Source organism: Hyphomicrobium nitrativorans NL23 (genome assembly GCF_000503895.1).
Taxonomy (GTDB): domain Bacteria; phylum Pseudomonadota; class Alphaproteobacteria; order Rhizobiales; family Hyphomicrobiaceae; genus Hyphomicrobium_C; species Hyphomicrobium_C nitrativorans.
In genome coordinates this window covers 3,168,799-3,188,575 of the sequence record NC_022997.1, presented here as the reverse complement: position 1 = coordinate 3,188,575, position 19,777 = coordinate 3,168,799, and the positions used below count along the sequence as shown (strand labels likewise).

Annotated in this window: 18 protein-coding genes; 8 read left to right on the top strand and 10 right to left on the bottom strand. The window is 64.3% G+C overall.

The features are described 5' to 3' along the window. Positions 1 to 337 precede the first annotated feature (337 nt). On the top strand, positions 338 to 640 hold the full coding sequence (locus W911_RS14900) for a DUF2312 domain-containing protein (protein ID WP_023788368.1): 303 nt from the start codon (positions 338 to 340) through the stop codon (positions 638 to 640). Between the two features lie 430 nt (positions 641 to 1,070). After that, the gene (locus W911_RS14895) at positions 1,071 to 2,036 is read left to right on the top strand and encodes a LysR substrate-binding domain-containing protein (protein WP_023788367.1); all 966 of its coding nucleotides are present in this window, start codon (positions 1,071 to 1,073) and stop codon (positions 2,034 to 2,036) included. On the opposite strand, the gene W911_RS17525 is transcribed toward W911_RS14895, so the two are convergent. Further along, the gene (locus tag W911_RS17525) at positions 2,017 to 3,579 is read right to left on the bottom strand and encodes a peptidoglycan L,D-endopeptidase MepK (protein WP_023788366.1); all 1,563 of its coding nucleotides are present in this window, start codon (positions 3,577 to 3,579) and stop codon (positions 2,017 to 2,019) included. The genes W911_RS14895 and W911_RS17525 overlap by 20 nt on opposite strands. A 352-nt stretch (positions 3,580 to 3,931) precedes the next feature. Continuing rightward, positions 3,932 to 5,437 carry a sigma-54-dependent transcriptional regulator gene (locus W911_RS14885; protein WP_041316639.1) on the bottom strand — a complete coding sequence of 502 codons (1,506 nt, stop codon included), beginning with the start codon at positions 5,435 to 5,437 and terminating at the stop codon, positions 3,932 to 3,934. Between the two features lie 337 nt (positions 5,438 to 5,774). On the opposite strand from W911_RS14885, the gene W911_RS14880 reads away from it, so the two are divergent. From W911_RS14880 to W911_RS14860, 5 genes are all read left to right on the top strand, one after another. After that, complete coding sequence (locus W911_RS14880) at positions 5,775 to 6,095, top strand: DMT family transporter (protein WP_023788364.1); 321 nt, start codon at positions 5,775 to 5,777, stop codon at positions 6,093 to 6,095. 148 nt (positions 6,096 to 6,243) lie between these two features. Then, positions 6,244 to 8,133 (top strand): M3 family oligoendopeptidase, encoded by a 1,890-nt coding sequence (locus tag W911_RS14875; protein ID WP_023788363.1) that lies wholly within the window; start codon positions 6,244 to 6,246, stop codon positions 8,131 to 8,133. Between the two features lie 85 nt (positions 8,134 to 8,218). Continuing rightward, the gene (locus tag W911_RS14870) at positions 8,219 to 8,443 is read left to right on the top strand and encodes an AbrB/MazE/SpoVT family DNA-binding domain-containing protein (protein ID WP_023788362.1); all 225 of its coding nucleotides are present in this window, start codon (positions 8,219 to 8,221) and stop codon (positions 8,441 to 8,443) included. Continuing rightward, the gene (locus W911_RS14865) at positions 8,440 to 8,826 is read left to right on the top strand and encodes a type II toxin-antitoxin system death-on-curing family toxin (protein WP_023788361.1); all 387 of its coding nucleotides are present in this window, start codon (positions 8,440 to 8,442) and stop codon (positions 8,824 to 8,826) included. Before W911_RS14870 ends, W911_RS14865 begins: the two co-directional genes overlap by 4 nt. 119 nt (positions 8,827 to 8,945) lie before the next feature. Further along, positions 8,946 to 10,856 (top strand): potassium transporter Kup, encoded by a 1,911-nt coding sequence (locus tag W911_RS14860; RefSeq protein ID WP_023788360.1) that lies wholly within the window; start codon positions 8,946 to 8,948, stop codon positions 10,854 to 10,856. Between the two features lie 25 nt (positions 10,857 to 10,881). On the opposite strand, the gene sufA is transcribed toward W911_RS14860, so the two are convergent. From sufA to W911_RS14820, 8 genes are all read right to left on the bottom strand, one after another. After that, positions 10,882 to 11,292: a Fe-S cluster assembly scaffold SufA gene (gene sufA, locus W911_RS14855; RefSeq protein WP_023788359.1), complete on the bottom strand. Its 411-nt coding sequence runs from the start codon at positions 11,290 to 11,292 to the stop codon at positions 10,882 to 10,884. Positions 11,293 to 11,436: 144 nt separating this feature from the next. Then, a complete protein-coding gene (locus W911_RS14850) occupies positions 11,437 to 11,874 on the bottom strand; it encodes an SUF system Fe-S cluster assembly protein (RefSeq protein WP_023788358.1) in 438 nt (145 codons plus the stop codon). Between the two features lie 19 nt (positions 11,875 to 11,893). Beyond that, positions 11,894 to 13,171 carry a cysteine desulfurase gene (locus W911_RS14845; protein WP_023788357.1) on the bottom strand — a complete coding sequence of 426 codons (1,278 nt, stop codon included), beginning with the start codon at positions 13,169 to 13,171 and terminating at the stop codon, positions 11,894 to 11,896. Between the two features lie 78 nt (positions 13,172 to 13,249). Further along, a complete protein-coding gene (gene sufD, locus W911_RS14840; RefSeq protein WP_023788356.1) occupies positions 13,250 to 14,623 on the bottom strand; it encodes a Fe-S cluster assembly protein SufD in 1,374 nt (457 codons plus the stop codon). A gap of 1 nt (position 14,624) precedes the next feature. Further along, positions 14,625 to 15,380, bottom strand: a complete 756-nt coding sequence (gene sufC / locus W911_RS14835; protein ID WP_023788355.1) for a Fe-S cluster assembly ATPase SufC — start codon at positions 15,378 to 15,380, stop codon at positions 14,625 to 14,627. 110 nt (positions 15,381 to 15,490) lie between these two features. After that, on the bottom strand, positions 15,491 to 16,960 hold the full coding sequence (gene sufB, locus W911_RS14830; protein WP_023788354.1) for a Fe-S cluster assembly protein SufB: 1,470 nt from the start codon (positions 16,958 to 16,960) through the stop codon (positions 15,491 to 15,493). A 53-nt stretch (positions 16,961 to 17,013) separates the two neighbouring features. Beyond that, on the bottom strand, positions 17,014 to 18,132 hold the full coding sequence (locus tag W911_RS14825) for a cysteine desulfurase family protein (protein ID WP_041316636.1): 1,119 nt from the start codon (positions 18,130 to 18,132) through the stop codon (positions 17,014 to 17,016). Next, entirely contained in the window at positions 18,129 to 18,629 is a 501-nt protein-coding gene (locus tag W911_RS14820; RefSeq protein WP_081717867.1) for an Rrf2 family transcriptional regulator, read from the bottom strand. The genes W911_RS14825 and W911_RS14820 overlap by 4 nt, the downstream gene beginning before the upstream one ends. A 300-nt stretch (positions 18,630 to 18,929) precedes the next feature. Between W911_RS14820 and W911_RS14815 the strand changes: the two genes are divergently transcribed. Beyond that, positions 18,930 to 19,703: an alpha/beta hydrolase gene (locus W911_RS14815; RefSeq protein ID WP_023788353.1), complete on the top strand. Its 774-nt coding sequence runs from the start codon at positions 18,930 to 18,932 to the stop codon at positions 19,701 to 19,703. Positions 19,704 to 19,777: the final 74 nt, after the last annotated feature.

Genomic DNA, 19,777 nt, shown 5'->3' with positions numbered 1-19,777 from the left:
GGAAACCTGAACGCGGCCGGGTTTTTGCGGGAAGCATGGCGAGGCTGGCAGGCAAAGCGGGCAGCTTTGAGGTGCGACGAGAGCGGAGCACCGCAGGGGATGAGGTGCATTGAAAGCCTTGGGATTGGAATGCGCAAGGCCGCGGCGCGTCGCAACCGCGACAAACTGGGCGGATGTCGCGTCCTAAGCCGATGATCCACAGGGAAATTACCTCTGGATAGACGCAGCCCCTCCTTGCGGGGGGCTAAGTCGAAGCCTAGCGTCCGGGCAAGGTCGGGGCCGGATAAGGGGTCCGGCGCGCGAACATCGCAGTAAACGAACGGATGCAGGGGGTGCCATGACGACGCTTCAAGCCTCGGCGCAGAAGCAGCTTCGCCAGATGATCGAAAGCATCGAGCGGCTGGAAGAAGAGAAGAAGGCCCTCGCGGATGACATCCGCGACAAATACAACGAAGCCAAGGGGCTGGGCTTCGATGTGAAGACCCTTCGGCAGATCGTCCGTCTGCGCAAAAAGAGCCAGACGGAGCGCCAGGAGGAAGAGAGCCTCCTCGAAGTCTACATGCACGCCTTGGGTATGCTGGACGGCCCCCTGTCCGCGGACGCCGAGGCGGCCGTCGATCACATGATCGCCGCCGAATAGGCCGCACGCCGCCGGTTGTGGCGCGAGCCGCACGGCCGACGGCGAAAAACAATAATGACGCGGCAGGCACGCGAGCGTCTTGGCGGAGTCAAGCTCCGCTTGGACGCGACCCGGCGGTCATGGCGGAGCCATGCAAGTAAAAGAGTGGCGGAGCCATGCTACGCATGGACTGCGCCGGCCATCCCTCCCCCGCCGCGCGTTGAGCGAAGTTTCTCTCAGCTTGTGTTCGAAAACGAAAAACGTCCCGGGCCGCTTCGGCGTACGGCCCGGGACGTTAACGACAGGCTAGACCGAAGCCCCACCAGCCGTGTTCGGGAAATCGTCCCATCAGGTTGACCAGATGATCACGATGGTTTGTTCACTGTGACCATAGACCGCGCCAAAGATCAGGGCTAATCGTTATTTGTTTCGCCTCTGATCAGGCTGCCTTATGACGCACGTCACGCTCAAGCAGCTCCGCTACTTCGACGCCTTGGCACGCGAGCTCCATTTCGGGCGCGCGGCGGAGGCGTGCTCTGTGACGCAGCCCGCACTCTCCATGCAGATCCACGAACTCGAACAGAGCCTGGGGCTCGTGCTTGTGGAGCGGACCCGCGCAGGCGTTCGGCTCACCGGCAAAGGGGCCGAGATTGCCGCTCGCTGCGCGCGTGTCCTGGGCGACGTGCGCGACCTCGTCGCTTACGCGCAGCACTCCAACCGGCTGCTGGCGGGCACGTTGCGGCTCGGCGTCATCCCGTCCGTTGCGCCCTATCTGCTGCCGCCTCTCTTGCCGCTGTTGCGCGATGCGTACCCCGATCTCGAACTGCATGTACGCGAAACCCAGACCCAGCCGCTCACCGACGAGCTTCTGGAGGGCAAGCTCGACGTCTTGCTGCTCGCGCTGCCGCTCAAGAATCCGGACCTGACGAACCTCCCGCTGTTTGAGGACAGGTTTCTTCTCGCCCTGCCCAAGGAGCGCAAACTCTCGGGCCGCGTGCGCGCAACGAAGGAATTGATCGAGCACGAGCGGCTCTTGCTGCTCGAAGAGGGGCACTGCCTGCGCGACCAGGCGCTGACGTATTGCAGTCTCAAGCAGGTCGACGCGGTGAACACGTTCGGCGCGTCGAGCCTCGCGACCATCGTCGAGATGGTGTCCGCCGGCTTCGGCATCACGCTTTTGCCGGAGATGTCGATCGGTATCGAAGAACGCGGCCGCGACATCACGCTCGTCCGCTTCGTGGAGCCCGAGCCGTTTCGCACCATCGGTCTCGTGTGGCGGTCGACGTCGCCGCGTACGAACGACTTCGAAGAACTCGGCCGTCTCGTGACGAAGGCGTGGAACGACGGTCCGCTGGCGACCGCGCGTGCGGGTGGCCGCGCGGGTGTGAGGAAGGCGGCTACCTCGGCTGAGTCTTGACGGCGCGTGCGAGAAGCTGAGGACCGGACGGCGCGCTGGGCTCGGACGCCGTCGCAAATGCATCGAAATTGACTGCGTCCCCGCTGAACGCCTGCGCCCAGGCCATCGCCGTGTGCGACGTCTCCGGCCCGAACCGCATCGGCAGCGCGGAGCCTTCGTCGTCGAGCATCGCGAGGGCTTCGTTCGCGTCGGGGTGCACGAGGGTCACGAGCGCGGGATCGTCGAAGGAAGGCGTTTCCGTCAACAGCGGTCCGAGCGCGAAGGGCCGATAGGCAAGCTCATCTGGATGATCGTCGTCATAAGCGGGCGCGACATGCCAGCCGCTGCGCCAATCGGAACTGCCCGCGCTGAGCGGATTGTGAGCAAGATCCGCGCCGGATGCGAGATCTTCGGTGACGGGGGCCGCCTTACGCAGCGACGGCCAGGACGGCGTCAACGATGCAGTGCGCAGCGGAGCCGTTCCCGTAATCAGAGAAGACGTCCCAGTTTCGGCAGGCAGGCTCGACGGCTCTTCGAGGGAGGCCAGCTTGACCAGCATGTCGAGGCGCGAGCGCTCGGCGTCGGGAAGCCGGTTGACGAACTCAGAGGGCCGATCGATGGGACGCGGCGCAGCGACGAGTTTCGGCTTCGGCGCGGATGGGCGCGAAGACGGCGTGTCTACGGAAAGCGAGGCGAGGGAGGTCATCGCCTCGGGCCGGGTCGCGTCGCGCGGCGGCACTGGCGCGCCGGCGGCCATGCGGCGATCCGGAGCCGGCGTTGGGCGGACGGCACGCGCCGGCATCGGAACCGGGGCGGACGCGACGGAAGCCTGCCATGCCTCGGCCACCTGCACCGGCGCCGGCTGTACCTTTCCGTCCCGGATGGCGAAGTACTGCGCCACTTCCTGCGCGAGATCCTTGCGCTTTGCGCGAGCAGCCGTTGCATCCCCGCGTGTGATGGGTTTGCCGTCGGCCGGCCTATGCTGCGTGCGGCCGGATGGGAACAACAGCGCAAGCTCGTCGCGCACCATGCGCGGCCAATGGCGCACGCGCGCGGAATCGACATGCACGAACGGGATGCCCGATGTCGGATAGTAGCCGACGCCGCCGCGTTCTCGGATCATCGCCGAATAGCGCATGCGCCGTATGGGGACGTCGGGGAAGGAGATGTCGATAGCCTTGCCCGTCATGTGATGGCTGCGCTGCGCCTGTCCGCCGCGTGTCTTGCGCAGCATGGTGTTGGTGGCGGGCGAGCGGTATCCGGAAATGATGCTGACGGGCTTCTGCGAACCGAGCTCGCGGTGCATTTCCCAGATAATGTCGATGGTCTTGGGGTCCATCTTGATGGACTCGTCCCGCCGCCAGTCGCGCATGATCCAGTCGATCTTTTTCATCGCATCGGGGATGTAGCTGCCGTTCCTCTTGTAGAGGACGGTGATCGTTTCCTTGGTGTGGATGTGGAAGAAGGAAATCGTGCGGTCTTCGCGCGCATGCGCGAGCCCGGCTTGCAGCACGACGGCAATGAGTGCCGTCACGCCCAGACCGAGGACCTGAAGACCGGGCATCCGGGCTTTGGCTCGGTGCCGGCAGGCAGACTGTCCCGCCTCTACGCTCAAACGCTTTCCCCCGTCGAGACTGCTAAGGTTAAGGCTTACGCACTCGTGCTTAACGGTCGGTAACCCTGGAATGCGCGACAAAAGGGGCTTGCCTGCGGCAACAACGGGGCAAGCGGCGCCTTGATGCGAAACGCGGTTAAGTTTTGGCTAACGGCGCGTCCGGCCTGAGACAGAACAATGCCGCCGCTGCTTTTGCCGAGCTGTGACAAAAGTAAAGATGCCCCCGCTCGCAGGGGCGAACGGAGGCATCGGGATCGCCCATTGGGACGCGGACGATCGGAGGGTCGAGGACGGCTGGAATTCAGTTGACGCGCGTTTCGAGGCCGTACTCCTGCATCTTCCGATACAGCGTGGAACGGCCGATCTTGAGCCGGCGAGCGACTTCCGTCATGTGCCCGCGATAGCGCCCGAGCGCGAGGCGGATCATGTCGGCTTCGATATCTTCCAGCGCGCGGATCTCGCCGTGTTCCGTCACCGCTGGGATGCCGAGCGCGGAAGTGCCCGATCCGGGCCGCACTTCGACGGTCTGCGGGACGGTGTCTTCCGCGCCGATGAGAGCCGGTCCGGTATAGGCGGCAGGCTTCTCCACGCCCGCCGGGGCCGGTGGAATTTCGGCAGAGAACCCCTCGACGTGGCTCGCAATCTGCGGGAATTCCGCAACCGACAGCGTGGTCCCGTCTGCAAGCACTACGGCGCGGAAGATGGCGTTTTCGAGCTGGCGCACGTTGCCGGGCCAGTCGTAGGTCATGAGAAGTTTCATGGCGTCTTCGCTGAAGCCCGAGAGACGCTTGCCTTCCTCGGCGGCAAAGCGGGCAAGGAAATGCCGTGCGAGGTCGGCGATATCTTCCGAGCGGTTGCGCAGCGGCGGCACCCAGATTGGGAACACGTTGAGGCGGTAGTAAAGATCCTCACGGAAACGGCCGTCCTTCACGAGCTGGATCATGTCGCGGTTGGTCGCCGAGACGAGCCGGAAGTTGACCTTCACGGGTTTCTTCGCGCCGACAGGATCGATCTCGCCTTCCTGAAGCGCGCGCAGGAGCTTCACCTGCGCTTCGAGCGGAAGCTCGCCCACCTCGTCGAGGAAGAGCGTGCCGCCGTCGGCCTCCTGGAACTTGCCGACGCGCCTTTCGACGGCACCCGTGAACGCACCCTTCTCATGGCCGAACAGGATGCTTTCGACGAGGTTTTCCGGGATCGCGCCGCAGTTGACGGTGACGAACGGCCGACCCGCCCGCTCGCTTTCGCCCTGGATGGCGCGCGCGATCAACTCTTTGCCGACACCGCTCTCGCCTTCGATCAAGACCGGGATAGTGGACGAAGCCGCCCGCTTTCCAAGTCCGATCACGCGCTGCATCCCTTCGCCGCGAATGATCAGGTCGTCGAAGGTCAGTGTGCCTTCGCTCTTCTTCTTGATGCGGGTGATTTCGTCCGAAAGCGCTTCGATCTTGAGCGCGCTCTGGATCGTGACTTCGAGACGCTCGGGCGAAGCCGGCTTGATCACGAAATCGACGGCGCCGAGCCGGATCGCAGCGATGGCTGCATCGACCGAGCCGTTGGCCGTGAGCACGATGATGGGTGCGCCTGCCTGGCCCTTCATGCGTTCGAGCACACCCATGCCGCCCATGCCGGGCATCACGAGGTCGAGAAGCACGAGAGAGATGGAGCCGCGGTCGGGACCCTCAAGGATTTCGACGGCCTGCTCGCCGGAATGGGTGGAGCGGGTGTCGAACCCGAAACGTTTGACCGTCTCTTCGAGAATGCGACGCTGGGCGGGATCGTCGTCGACGATAAGGATACGCTTGGCCATGGTCACTCGTACTCAACACGAACTGAAACGCGGCCGGTCTTTCGGAGAGCTTACGCTCGGGACATTGCGAAGGACCGGCAACTCACATGACCAGAGATTGCCCCACAACGGTAAACAACCTCTTTCGCAGAGACTCACCTTGAAACTTTTTTGAGACGGCGGCTTCCGCGAAGGAAAGAGGGCCTGATCCGCTGCGGCTTCCCTCCGCGGGGGCAAAAGCACGCATTGATGGCCGTCGCGATCGGTCATATCTGAAGGTGCGAGGCCACGTCCTCCCCCAAAAAATCTGGGATCAAGCCCGGGACGGCCCGGCGGCTCGCTTTAAAGGGAGGCTGTCGTGGCGTGGTTAATGTTGATCGTCGCTGGGGTTTTTGAGGTTGGCTGGGCGTTCTCGATGAAGCAGTCGGACGGCTTCACGCGTCTTTGGCCCTCCGTGATCACTGTTGTTCTGATGGCGATAAGTATCGTCCTGCTGGCCGCGGCGATGCGCTCGCTGCCGCTAGGCACCGCCTACACCGTATGGACGGGAATTGGCGCCATCGGCGCTTTTCTTGTCGGGATCGTGGTGTTGAGTGAACCGGCGACCGCGTTGCGCATGCTGGCCGCCGTTTTGATCGTGAGCGGCATCGTGCTCATGAAAGTGTCGAGCACGAACTAGCGAAGCCTGCGGCCGTTTGGCTCGTTTCGAGGACGCCGCCATTTGCCGAAACGCAGATGGCGGCTTTCTTATGGGCCGTGGTGCTTGAACTCCGGTGGGCGAGCCCGCAGATTAGGCAGTGCATTCCCATTCAAAACCGGAGTTTCCGATGTCGCCGATCTCGCGCGCCCCCGCTTTTGCCGCCTCTGCCGTGTTTCAGGCTTGTCACGCTGCGTCGGGTGTGGGCGGGACAGCGCCGGCCGGAGGGGCGAGCCTGGGGATCGTGCCGGAATGGGATCTGTCGGATCTCTATACCGGCATGGACGATCCGGCCGTCGCACAGGATCTCGACCGTGCCGCGGCGGAAGCGCGGCGCATCAAGGAAAGCTATCAGGGCAAGCTAGCCGCTATGGCCAGCGACGGCGCGGGCCTTGCGGACGCCATCGCCGCCTATGAGCAACTCTCCGACCTCATGGGCAAGCTGGGGTCGTTTGCAGGGTTGCTCTATGCGGCCAACCAGGCGGACCCCACGCGCGCCAAGTTCTACGGCGATATTTCCGAGCGCCTGACGCGGATTGCGACAGACCTCATCTTCGCCGAACTCGAACTCAACCAGATCGACGAAGCGGCCCTCGAAGGCGCGATGACCGTACCCGCCCTTCAGCGCTTCAAACCGTGGCTTGAGGATTTGCGGAAGGAAAAGCCGTACCAGCTCGACGAGAAGCTGGAACAGCTCTTCACCGAAAAGGGCCAGACGGGGCGCGGCGCCTTCACGCGCCTTTTCAGCGAAACCATGACAGGCTTGCGCTTCGACGTGGAGGGCGAGCCCGGCCCGATGGCGCTCGAAGCGACACTGAACCTCCTGTCCGATCCGGCCGAGCCGCGCCGCCGTGCGGCGGCCGAGGCGTTGTCGAAGGTTTTTGGCGCCAACATTCGGCTCTTCACGCTGATCACGAACACGCTTGCGAAGGATAAGGAGATTTCCGATCGCTGGCGCGGCTTCAAGGACGTCGCCGACAGCCGTCATCTGGCGAACCGCGTGGAAGCGCCCGTCGTCGAAGCGCTCGTCGAAAGCGTGCGCGCCGCCTATCCGCGGCTTTCGCACCGCTATTACGCGATGAAGGCCCGCTGGCTCGGCATGGAAAAGCTCTCGCACTGGGACCGCAACGCGCCGCTGCCCGATAAGCCTGAGCAGATCTTCACGTGGCCCGAGGCTGAGCGGATCGTGCTCGAAGCCTACGGCGCCTTCGCGCCGGACATGGCGAGCGTCGCCAAGGAATTCTTCGATAAACGCTGGATTGATGCGCCACTGCGCGAGGGCAAGACGCAGGGCGCGTTCTCGGCCGCGACCGTGCCGTCCGTGCACCCCTACGTTCTGATGAACTTCCAGGGCAAACCCCGCGATGTGATGACGCTCGCCCACGAGTTGGGCCACGGCGTGCATCAGATGCTCGCCCGCGCCCAGGGCCCGTTGCTCGCGCCCACGCCGCTGACGCTCGCCGAGACGGCCTCCGTCTTCGGCGAGATGCTGACCTTCCGCGCACTTCTCGACCGGACCAAGAGCCCGCGCGAGAGGAAGGCGATGATGGCCGGCAAGGTCGAGGACATGCTGAACACGGTGGTCCGCCAGATCGCGTTCTACCAGTTCGAGCGCAAGGTGCACGAGGCGCGCCGCGAGGGCGAATTGACGAGCGAGCAGCTCAATGGGTTCTGGCTCGACGTACAGCGCGAGAGCCTCGGCCCGGCCATCGACCTGAAGCCGGGCTACGAGGTCTATTGGACCTACATCCCCCACTTCATCAACTCGCCGTTCTACGTTTACGCCTACGCGTTCGGCGATTGCCTCGTGAATTCGCTCTACGGCCTCTACCAGGAGGCCCACCCCGGCTTTGTTACGAAGTACTTCGATCTCTTGAAGGCCGGCGGCTCCAAGCACCACTCGGAGCTGCTCGCGCCATTCGGCCTCGACGCCACCGACCCCTCGTTCTGGTCCAAGGGCCTCAAGGTCATCGAGGGCATGATCGACGAGTTGGAAGAGATGGATAAGGCCGTGGCCTGATCGGCGCGCTGGTGCGTTATACATTCTGTACAACATCGCTCGCCGATGTTATACAATCTGTACAACGCGCCACGGAGCCACGGTTATGAAGCTTGAGATCAAGAAGATCGGCAACTCGACGGGCCTGATCCTGCCGAAGGAGCTGCTCGCCCGCATGGGCCTCTCCCAGGGCGACGAAGTTCTCGTCACCGAAGGGCCGGACAAAACGATTTCGATCGCCCCTCACGTCGACGATGACGAAGAGACGATGCGGATAGCGCGTGATGTGATGAAAGAATATCGGAGCACGCTTAAAGCGCTCGCCAAATGACCGAGCCCCGCTGGATCACTAAGGCACAGGTCGTCCGCATTCACGCGGAGCAATTGGCGACCTTCGGAGGTCCCGATGGCCTCCGCGACGAAGGCATGTTGGAATCGGCGCTAGGCCGGCCACGAAACAAATGGGCTTTTGGAGAGCGTGATCTAGCGGTTCTTGCGGCCGCTTATGCGTTCGGGCTGGCTCGCAATCATCCATTTGTGGACGGAAACAAGCGCGCGGCCTTCATGGCGATGATGACGTTTCTGAGGAAGAATGCCATCGCGTTTGTGCCGGACCCGGCCGAGGCCACAGTCGCGATTGTCGACCTCGCCGCAGGCGAGATCGACGAGGACGGGCTCGCCCGCTGGATCCGCGACAACTGGCCGGCGGACTGATCAGCGCTACGCATTAACGCACCTTGTCCCCGAAATTGATCGGTAGCGGCCCTCACGGAACGGGCGTATAAGCGGCCGCGTTTTGCTGCGCGAGCGGCAGCAGCGGCAGGAATAACATCGTGGCGCACCCCAGGGCCGCCGAGGCCGGAAAGGACCCCGAAGACGCGAGGCTGGACAAGCGGTTCTGGCTTCTCGTCGTTGGCGCAATCGGCGTCGTCTACGGCGACATCGGAACAAGTCCTCTTTACGCGTTTCGCGAAGCCGTGCGCGCCGCAAGCGGCGGCAGCCCGGCCAACACCGAAGCCGTATTCGGCGTTCTCTCGCTCATCTTCTGGGCGCTCGTGCTCATCGTCACGCTGAAATACGTGATCGTGCTGCTGCGCGCCGACAACAAAGGCGAGGGCGGCACGTTCGCGCTCATGGCGTTGGGGCTTACAGTCTCGAAACGCAGTTCCCCCCTCTTGCTCGCGCTCGGCGTTGCGGGCGCGTCGTTCTTCTACGGCGACGCCGTCCTCACGCCGGCAATCTCGGTTCTGTCCGCCGTCGAGGGGCTTGCGCTCGTGTCGCCGGTGTTCGAGCGCTGGATCGTTCCGCTGGCGCTTGTCGTCATCGTTGCGCTGTTCGCCGTGCAAAGCCGCGGCACCGCGCGCGTGGCCCAGTTCTTCGGCCCGCTCACCGTCTTTTGGTTTCTCATGCTCGGTGGCGGCGGCCTTTGGCATGTCGTGGACAATCCGTCTGTCCTCGCCGCGCTCAATCCCTGGTACGGGCTGCAATTCCTGGTCAGTCATGGCTTACTCGGGCTCACCGTTTTCGGCTTCGTGTTCCTGGCCGTCACGGGTGCGGAGGCGCTTTACGCCGATCTCGGTCACTTCGGACGCAAGCCGATCCAGGTCGCCTGGGTTGGCTTCGTGTTTCCCGCGCTGATGTTGAACTACATGGGGCAGGGCGCGCTGGTCCTCGCAGACGCGAGCACGATCCAAAACCCATTTTACCGCCTCTATCCGGAATGGGCCTTGGTGCCGATGGTCGTTCTCGCGACCGCTGCAACTGTGGTCGCGAGCCAGGCCGTAATAACCGGCGCGTTCTCTCTTGCACGTCAGGCGATCCAGCTCGGTCTGCTGCCGCGCTTTGCGGTCCGGCACACATCGGAGGAGATGGCGGGCCAGATCTACCTGCCGCGCGTCAACTGGCTGCTGCTGATCGGTGTCGTGTTCACGGTCGTGACGTTCAAGTCTTCGTCGAACCTCGCAAGCGCCTACGGTGTCTCGGTGACGGCAACCCTCGTCATCAACTCGCTCGTCGCCTTCTTCGTGCTGTGGAAGTACTGGCGCTGGCCGCTGTGGAAGGTTGCGGCTCTCATGTTGCCGTTGCTCGTCGTCGAGCTGACGTTCTTCGCCGCCAACGCCATGAAGTTCTTCGAAGGCGCGTGGTTCCCCGTCCTCGTGGCCGCCGTCTTGAGCTTGATCATGTTCACCTGGATGCGCGGCTACCGCATTCTCTCGCGCATCACGCGCCGCGACGAGACGGAGCTCGATTGGCTCGTGCGCAGGCTCGAAGCCAAGCCCCCGGCGCGCGTGCCCGGCACCGCCGTGTTCCTTTCCGCGGATGTCAACGCCGCGCCGACGGCTCTGATGCACAACCTGAAACACAACCGGGTACTGCATGAGCGCAACGTCGTGCTCTCGATTTCCACGGACACGTCGAAGCCGCGCGTCCCCCGTCACGAGCGCGTGCACATCGACCGCTCGAACGAGATGTTCACGCGCGTGGTCGCGACCTACGGCTTCATGGAATCGCCGAACATCCCGAAGATCCTGGAAGGCTGTCGCCGCAAGGATCTCAACATCGATATCGGAGCGACATCGTTCTTCCTGTCGCGCCGGTCGTTGCGGCCCAGTTCGAAGTCTGAAATGCCGCGTTGGCAGACGCGTCTCTTCATCTGGCTTGCGCGCACATCGGAAGACGCGACGACGTATTTCCGGATACCGACCGACCGCGTGGTGGAAGTCGGTACGCAGGTCGCGATCTGACGAGCAGGTGTAATGGGGAGGGGTGCTACTCGGCCGCTTCGCCCGCGTCCTCGTGGGCCGGCACGAGGTTCACGCTCTCGCCGCAGCCGCACGCGCTCTGCTGGTTCGGATTGTTGAACACGAACGTCGAGGATAGCTTGTCCGTCTTGTAGTCCATCTCGGTGCCGAGCAGATAAAGCACGGCCTGCGGATCGACGATCACGCGCGCGCCGTCCTGCTCCACCACCTCGTCGAATTTGTCGACGCTCTCCGCCCACGTCATGGTGTACTCCATGCCCGCGCACCCGCCCTTCTTGACGCCGATCTTGAGGCCCGCGATGTCGGGCCCCTTCGACGCCATGATCGAACGCACGCGCGCCGCCGCCGCGGGCGTCAGCGTCATGACCTTGGGCCGGGGGCGGCGGGTCGGCGTTGCGATGGTCGTCTTTTCGGTCATCAGTGTTGCTGTCCTGGTCTCAAGGCCGGAAACACCGGAGCTTGAGGAAAATATAGCGCGAGCGGCCCCTCATTGCGAGATGCGCGGCGGCAACGCTTTGGCCGTTCGCAGGCTTCCGCGATCGACCCCTGCGGACGCAAGCCCTCAGAACATGTTGAGCGCAAGCCGCGCCTCGTCCGACATACGGCTCTGCTCCCACGGTGGATCAAACGTGAGTGTGACCGTCACGCCCGAAACGCCCGGAACGGCGCTGACGGCGTTCTCCACCCAAACCGGCATCTCGCCGGCCACAGGACATCCCGGCGCGGTCAGCGTCATCTCGACCGCGATCTCCCGGTTGTCGTTGATGTCGATCTTGTAGATCAGGCCAAGCTCGTAGATGTCGGCCGGGATCTCGGGATCGTAGACGGTTTTGAGCGCGGCGACGATGTCGGCCGTGAGTTGGTCGAGTTCGTCCTGCGACAGGCCCGACGCCCCGCCGGACGGCGCGTCCGCGGCGGCAGGCTGCGGCTCGGCTGCCTTCGCTTCAAGAGCGCGTTCGCTCTCGGTGAGTTCTTTTTCCGTCTCGACGTGTTCGGTCATGGCTAGCCTCTAGGGCTCCTCAAGCAAAGAAGTCTCGGGCGCGAATGAGCGCGGCGACGAGCGCGTCCGCTTCCGCCTTGGTGTTGTACATTGCGAACGACGCCCGGCAGGTGGCCGACACGCCAAGCCGCTCCATCAAGGGCTGCGCGCAATGGTGGCCTGCGCGGATCGCAACGCCGCCCCGGTCGATGATGGTCGCAACGTCGTGCGGATGCAGCCCGTCGATCGAGAACGCGTGGATCGCGCCCTTGCCCGGCGCGGTGCCGTGGATCGTGAGCCCCGGCACCTCCTGGAGACGCTCGAAGGCATAGGCGCCGATCTCGGCCTCATGCTCCGCGATCCGGTCGCGCCCCACCTGCATCATGTAGGAAAGGGCTGCTCCCAAACCAACGGCCTCCACGATGGCCGGCGTTCCGGCCTCGAAGCGGTGCGGAGCTTTTCCGTAGGTGATGCGGTCCACTTCCACCAGCTCGATCATCTCGCCGCCGCCCTGGTAGGGCGGCATGATGTCGAGATATTTCTGCTTGGCGTAAAGCACGCCGATGCCCGAGGGCCCGTACGTCTTGTGGCCGGTGAAGACGTAGAAGTCGGCGTCGAGATCCTGCACGTCCACGGGAAGATGCACGGCCGCCTGGCTGCCGTCCACGAGCACCGGCACGCCCTTCGCGTGCGCGATCTCGATCACCTCCTTGATGGGGACGACCGTGCCGAGCACGTTCGACATGTGCGTGATGGCGACGATCTTCGTGCGCGGCGTGATGAGCTGATCCAGTTCGTCGAGCAGCAGCTCGCCCTCGTTGGAGATCGGTGCCCACTTGAGCACGGCACCTTTGCGCTCGCGATGGAAATGCCACGGCACGATGTTCGAATGGTGCTCCATGATGGAGAGCACGATCTCGTCGCCTTCGCCGATTTCGAGCGCGCCGAACGAGGACGCCACGAGATTGATCGCCTCCGTCGCGTTGCGCGTGAAGATGATCTGATCGGTCTTCGGCGCGTTGAGGAAGCGGCGCGTGACCTCGCGGGCTTCCTCGAAGCGCTGCGTGGCCGTGTTCGAGAGGTAATGCAGCCCGCGGTGCACGTTCGCGTACTCGAAGCGGTAGGCGTGGTCCATCGCCTCGATCACGGACAGCGGCTTCTGCGCCGAGGCCCCGTTGTCGAGATAGACGAGCGGCTTGCCGTAGATCTCCCGGTAGAGGATCGGGAAATCGGTGCGGATGCGCTCCACATCGAAGGGGCCGGGCGCCACCGGGGCCGGTGCCTTCTTCTTCGACGTCTTCTGTGTCGCCGCCGTCATGGGGTCGTCCTTGTTCGAGCGAGCAGAGGTCTCAGCGCTGAGGACAAATCGGGGCGCCTCTCAGCGCCCCGCATTTTTTCAAGCTTGGCTCTGAAGCCACCCGCGCGCAAGCGCGCGAAGCGCGTCTTGCACCGCTTCCGGCTCCGCCTTGTCGATGGCTTCGCCGACGAAGCTTTCGACCAGCATGGCCTGAGCTTCCTCTAGCGGAATGCCGCGCGACTGAAGATAGAACACGAGGTCCGGATCGATCTCTGCCGACGTGCTGCCGTGTCCGCAGACCACGTCGTCGGCGTAGATTTCGAGTTCCGGCTTGCTGTTGAACTCCGTGTCCGGCGAGAGCATCAGCGCCTGCGCCATCTGTTTGCCGTCGGTCTTTTGCGCGTCGGGGCGCACGATCACCTTGCCCTGGAACACCGCCCGCGAGCGATCCCGCAGCACGGTCTTCACGAGTTCGCGGCTCGTGCAGTTCGGCACGGCGTGATCGACCACCATCGTGATGTCGTGGTGCGAGCCGGCGTTCCCAAGCAGCGCGCAACCGAGGTCGAACGTGGTGTGTTCGCCGCGGAACGCGATGGCGAGATCGTTGCGCACGACGCCGTCGCCCAGCACCATCTGGAACGGCCGGTAGTTCGCGTCCGCCCCAAGGCGCGCAATCGTGCGGCCGAGATGGATCGAACCCTCGCGCGAGGCGACGAGCTTCACGTGCACCACCTCGGCGCCGTCGCCGACGATGAGCTGGGTCAGCGTGTTGACCTGCCGCGGCGCGTCCGGTGCGGCATGCACTTCGACAATCGTCACCTTTGCGTTCTTGCCGACGCGGATGACGTTGCGCGTCGCGACCGAGCCTGCGGCGTCGCTGCCGGACGCGAAGATGAGCGCAATCGGCGTCGCGATCTCGCGGTCTTCCGCGATGTCGAGCACCGCGCCATCGGTGAACAGCGCCGTGTTGAGCGCCCGCGTCGCCTCGTTCACATGCCCGCTGACCTCGGCAACGTCTTCCTGCAGCCAGGCAGGCGGATGATCGATGATGCGGGCAAGGAACGCGCTCTCGATCTCGGACACGGCGGAGATCCCGGCTTCCGACACGGCCGAGCCGTCGAAGAACAGCGCGTGCGTGCCGGAAAGATCGGCGCCCGGGAGCGCGGCTTCGATGAGCGCCTTGGCCGACTGGGCATCCGGCACCACGTCGGGCGTCAGCGGAAAGGCCTCGCGCATGAACGCGCGCACGTCCGTGTATTTCCACTCCTCGACGCGCCGATGCGGCAGGCCGCGGCCTGTAAAGGCGCCGATAGCGTCCTTCCGCAGCGCGCGCAGCCAAGTCCCGCCCGGGAGAGAGGGTTCTGCGTTCGTGAATGCTTCGACGAGGGCCGTTTCGGCCTTCGTCTTGAGGGCTTGCACGGAGGCGCCGCCGCGCCCCGTGGCTCCCGTTTCGATTTTCTGGGCGATGCTCATATTATGCCGCCTTGCCTTGGTAAGCCGCATAGCCGGACTTTTCGAGTTCGAGCGCGAGTTCCTTGCCGCCCGTCGCCTGGATCTGTCCGTTCGACAGCACGTGAACCTTGTCCGGCACGATGTAGTTCAGAAGCCGCTGATAGTGCGTGATGACAAGCATCGCGCGATCCGGGCTGCGGAGCGCATTGACGCCGTCCGCCACGATCTTGAGCGCGTCGATGTCGAGGCCGCTGTCGGTTTCGTCGAGCACGCAGAGCGTGGGTTCCAGCACCGCCATCTGCAGGATCTCGGCGCGCTTCTTCTCGCCGCCCGAGAAGCCGACGTTCACCGGCCGCTTCAACATCTCCATGTCGATGTTGAGATCGGCGGCTTTGCCGCGCACGAGCTTCATGAAGTCGGGCGTGGAAAGCTCGGCCTCGCCCCTCTTCTTGCGCACGGAGTTGAGCGCCGTGCGCAGGAACGTGAGGCCCGCGACGCCCGGGATCTCCATAGGATACTGGAAGGCGAGGAACACGCCCTTGGCGGCGCGCTCGTCGGGTTCGAGTTCCGCAAGGTCTTCGCCGTTCCACAGGATCTCGCCGCCCGTCACCTCATAGCCGTCGCGGCCTGCGAGTACGTGCGCGAGCGTGGACTTGCCCGAGCCGTTCGGGCCCATGATGGCGTGCACTTCGCCCTTCGGCACGGTGAGCGAGAGCCCCTTGAGGATTTCCTTGTCCTCGTCTTCGAGCTTCACCTGAAGGTTCTTGATCTCAAGCATGTCGTCTTACCTCAGTCGTCTTCGGTTCGGCCTGCCGTCGGCCGTGATTCTGGATCTCGATCCGTCTCCGCCGTGTGGGCCGGAGGTTGCGTGCGAGTGAAAGGCCCGGTTTATCCGACAGAGCCTTCCAGGCTCACGCCGATCAGCTTCTGCGTCTCGGCCATGAACTCCATCGGGAGCTGCTGCAGCACGTCGCGCACAAAGCCGTTGACGACAAGCGCCACCGCCTCTTCCTCGGAAAGCCCGCGCTGGCGGCAATAGAACAGCGTGTCGTCCGAGATCTTCGACGTCGTCGCCTCGTGCTCGAAGTGCGCCGACGAGGTCTTCGCCTCGATGTAGGGCACCGTGTGCGCGCCGCACTTGTCGCCGATAAGAAGCGAGTCGCAGCAGGTGAAGTTGCGCGCGCCCGTCGCCTTGCGATGCGCCGAGACGAGCCCGCGGTAGGTGTTCTCCGAGAACCCGGCCGCGATGCCCTTCGAGATGATGCGGCTCGACGAGTTCTTGCCGAGGTGGATCATCTTGGTGCCGCTGTCGACCTGCTGATACCCGTTCGAGATCGCGATCGAGTAGAACTCGCCGCGGCTGTTGTCGCCGCGCAGGATGCAGGACGGATACTTCCACGTGATCGCAGAACCCGTCTCGACCTGCGTCCACGAGATCTTCGAGCTGTGCCCGCGGCAGTCGCCGCGCTTGGTCACGAAGTTATAGACGCCGCCTTTGCCGTCCTTGTCGCCGGGATACCAGTTCTGCACCGTCGAATACTTGATCTCGGCGTCGTCGAGCGCGATCAGTTCCACCACCGCAGCGTGCAGCTGGTTCTCGTCGCGCGAGGGCGCCGTGCAGCCTTCGAGGTACGAGACGTAAGACCCCTTGTCCGCGATGATGAGCGTGCGCTCGAACTGGCCGGTGTTCTTCTCGTTGATGCGGAAGTACGTCGAAAGCTCCATCGGGCAGCGCACGCCTTCGGGCACGTAGACGAACGAGCCGTCGGAGAACACCGCCGAGTTGAGGGCCGCATAGAAGTTGTCGCCCTGCGGCACGACAGAGCCGAGGTACTTCTTCACGAGTTCCGGGTGCTCGCGCACCGCTTCAGACATCGAGCAGAAGATGACGCCGGCCTTCGCCAGCTCTTCCTTGAAGGTCGTGACGACGGAGACGCTGTCGAACACCGCGTCCACCGCGACGCGCGCGCCCTGCACGCCCGCGAGCACCGCCTGCTCCTTGAGCGGAATGCCGAGCTTTTCGTACGTGGCGAGCAACTCCGGATCGACCTCGTCGAGGCTCTTCGGCCCCTCCGCACCTTTCGGCGCCGCGTAATAGTAGAGGTTCTCGAAATCGATCTTGGGATAGCTGACCTTCGCCCAGGTCGGCTCCGTCATGTTGCGCCAGCGCGCATAGGCTTCGAGACGCCAGTCGAGCATCCACTGCGGCTCGCCCTTCTTCTCCGAGATGAAGCGGACGATGTCCTCGTTGAGGCCTTTGGGCGCCTTCACGGTCTCGATGTTGGTCTCGAAACCGTATTTGTATTGATCGACGTCGATCTTCTTGACCGTGTCGATCGTCTCCTGAACTGCTGCCATTCAACCCACCTCTTGTGTGCGGCCCGCCGAGGCCGCGTCGTTCGTTTCGTTGCCTAGGCGGCGAGCGATGCGCCGCCGTGAATATCCCGCCATGCGGCGACGAACGCCGCGATGTCCTGTTCCGTCGTGTCCGCCCCGAGGCTCACGCGGATTGCGGATCGCGCGACCTCGGAAGAAAGCCCCATCGCGCTGAGCACATGGCTCTCGCCCACCTTGCCTGACGAGCAGGCCGATCCCGCGCTGACCGCAATGCCCTTGAGATCGAGCTTGATCACGGCCGTCTCCGCCGGCGAGCCCGGAAGCGCGATCATCGACGTATTGCAGAGCCGCGGCGCGTCGCGCCCGATCACGAGCGCTTGCGGAGTGACCGCAATCACAGCGGCTTCGAGCGAATCTCGCAGTGCCGCCACGCGCGGCGCATTCTTGAGATCGTCGAGGGCGGCGCCGGCCGCAGCGCCGAAGCCTGCAATCGCCGCGACGTTTTCGGTCCCCGCCCGCCGGCGCTGTTCCTGCCCGCCGCCCGCAAAAATCGGGTCGAGCGCGACGCCCGCGCCGATCACAAGCGCGCCGACGCCCTTCGGCCCGCCGATTTTGTGCGCCGAAAGGCTCATCGTGTGTGCGCCGAGTTGGGCGAAATCGATTGCGATCCGGCCCGGCGCCTGTACGGCGTCCGTATGCACCCGCGCGCCGTTCTCGGTTGCCCAGCGTCCGGCCGCGGCCACGTCCTGCAGCGCGCCGGTCTCGTTGTTGGCCATCTGCAGCACGAGAAGCGTGTTGGGCGCAGGTGCAACGCTTCCGATATCCGCCGCTCCGTCTGGCGAAACCGGCAAGCGGATGATCTCCGCGCCACGCTTCGCGGCGAGCTGAGCGAGAGGCGCGCGGATCGAATCGTGTTCGACATCCGCGAACGCGATCCGCTCCCACGGCGCCGAGAGCGCCCACGTGTTGGACTCGGTCGCCCCGCTCGTAAATATCACTTCGGACGCGCGCGCATTGACGAGCGCGGCAACCGCATCGCGGGCGTCATCCACGATTGCCCGCGCCCGCCGCCCCTCGGCATGAACCGACGACGCGTTGCCGGCGGCATCGAGCGCCGCAAGCATAGCCTCGCGCGCCTCGGGCCGAAGCGGCGCCGAAGCGTTATAGTCAAGGTATGTGCGCGGCTGCGTCACTGCGGCGACCTCTCCAGGGCGACGACGGCTGGATCGTGATCGTGTTCGTGCGGGTGTTCGCGAACGGCGCACTCCGAAGACGCAGCGGCCGGAATGCCTTCCAGCACGTCTTTCAGACTGACGCGCGAGAGAAAGTTCTCGATCTGCGCGCCGAGCGCGGTCCAGAGATCGTGGGTCAGGCAACGCGTATCGCCGAGGCACGGCCCCGTGTCGTCGCCGAAGCAGCGCGTCATCCGCGTGCCCTCGTCGACGGCCGACATGATCTCCGCAACGAAGATCTCGCGGGCGGGACGGATGAGCTTGTAACCGCCGTGGCGTCCGCGCTGGCTTTCCACCAGCCCCGCGCGTCGAAGCTTCAAAAACAGCTGTTCGAGATAGTCGAGCGAGATCCGCTGACGCTGTGCGACCGCGGAAAGCGCGACCGCCCCCCCGTCGCTGTGCTTCGCGAGGTCGGCCATTGCCATGACCGCATAACGGCCGCGTGTGTTGAGCTCCATGCTCCACCACTCCTGACGCGCACGCTGTTCTAGCGGCGCATAGCGCTTGCGCTTCACCACCCCTCGTGTGCTAAGAGACGCCACACACGTCGGGTGCAGCCCAAAAAAGAGACCCAACAGGCCCTCTCTTTCGAACCGTTCTAAACTTGCACCGAATATGAAAATTCCGAGCGGGGAAATCAAGCATTCTTTGAGGCACGTTTTTGTGAATTGCGGAACTTCGGCTGCGACAGCCTGTCGCCCGTTGTGAGCCCAGGCAATTTCCCCGGCCGACCCGAACCCCAAACCGAGCAGAGACCGATGCCTGAGCTGATTATCAATGGGCCTGCGGGCCGCATCGAAGCCCGCTACCATCACGAGCCGGCGAACGACAGCCCCATCGCCCTCATCCTCCACCCCCATCCGCAGTTCGGGGGGACGATGAACAATCAGGTCGTCTACAGCCTCTATTACACGTTCGCGCAGCGGGGCTTTTCGGTGCTCCGCTTCAACTTCCGCGGCGTCGGGCGTTCCCAGGGCTTCTGGGATGGTGGCCCGGGCGAACTGGCGGACGCGGCGTCGGCCCTCGACTGGCTGCAGATGGTGAAGCCCGATGCCAAGTATTGCTGGATCGCGGGCGTCTCGTTCGGCACCTGGATCGCGATGCAGCTTCTGATGCGTCGCCCCGAGATCGACGGTTTCATCTGCGTGGCGCCGCCGTCGAACCTCTATGACTTCTCGTTCCTCGCCCCGTGTCCTTCGTCGGGCCTGATGGTCAACGGCGACAAGGATCGCGTCGTGCCGTCGGCTTCCGTCGCGGAGCTGACCGCAAAGCTCAAGACGCAGCGCGGCATCAAGATCGACCACGAGGTCATCCCCGGCGCCAACCACTTCTTCGAGGACAAGACGGAGGATCTGGAAAAGGTCGTCGGCGGCTACCTCGACATGCGCCTCGCCAAGGCCATTCAGGACCGCGAGAACCAGAAAGAGCGCGAGAAGGAGCGCGAGGCGGCGCGTGAGCGCGAGCGGCAGCGCGAGCGCGAGGAGGCCGCGAGCGGCCCCGCCGCCGATGCGGATGATGGCGACGACGAGTAAAGGCCAAGCTAGAGCTTAAGAATTGAAACGGCCCGGCAAAGCGCCCGGGCCGTTTCCTTTTCGAGATCGACTGG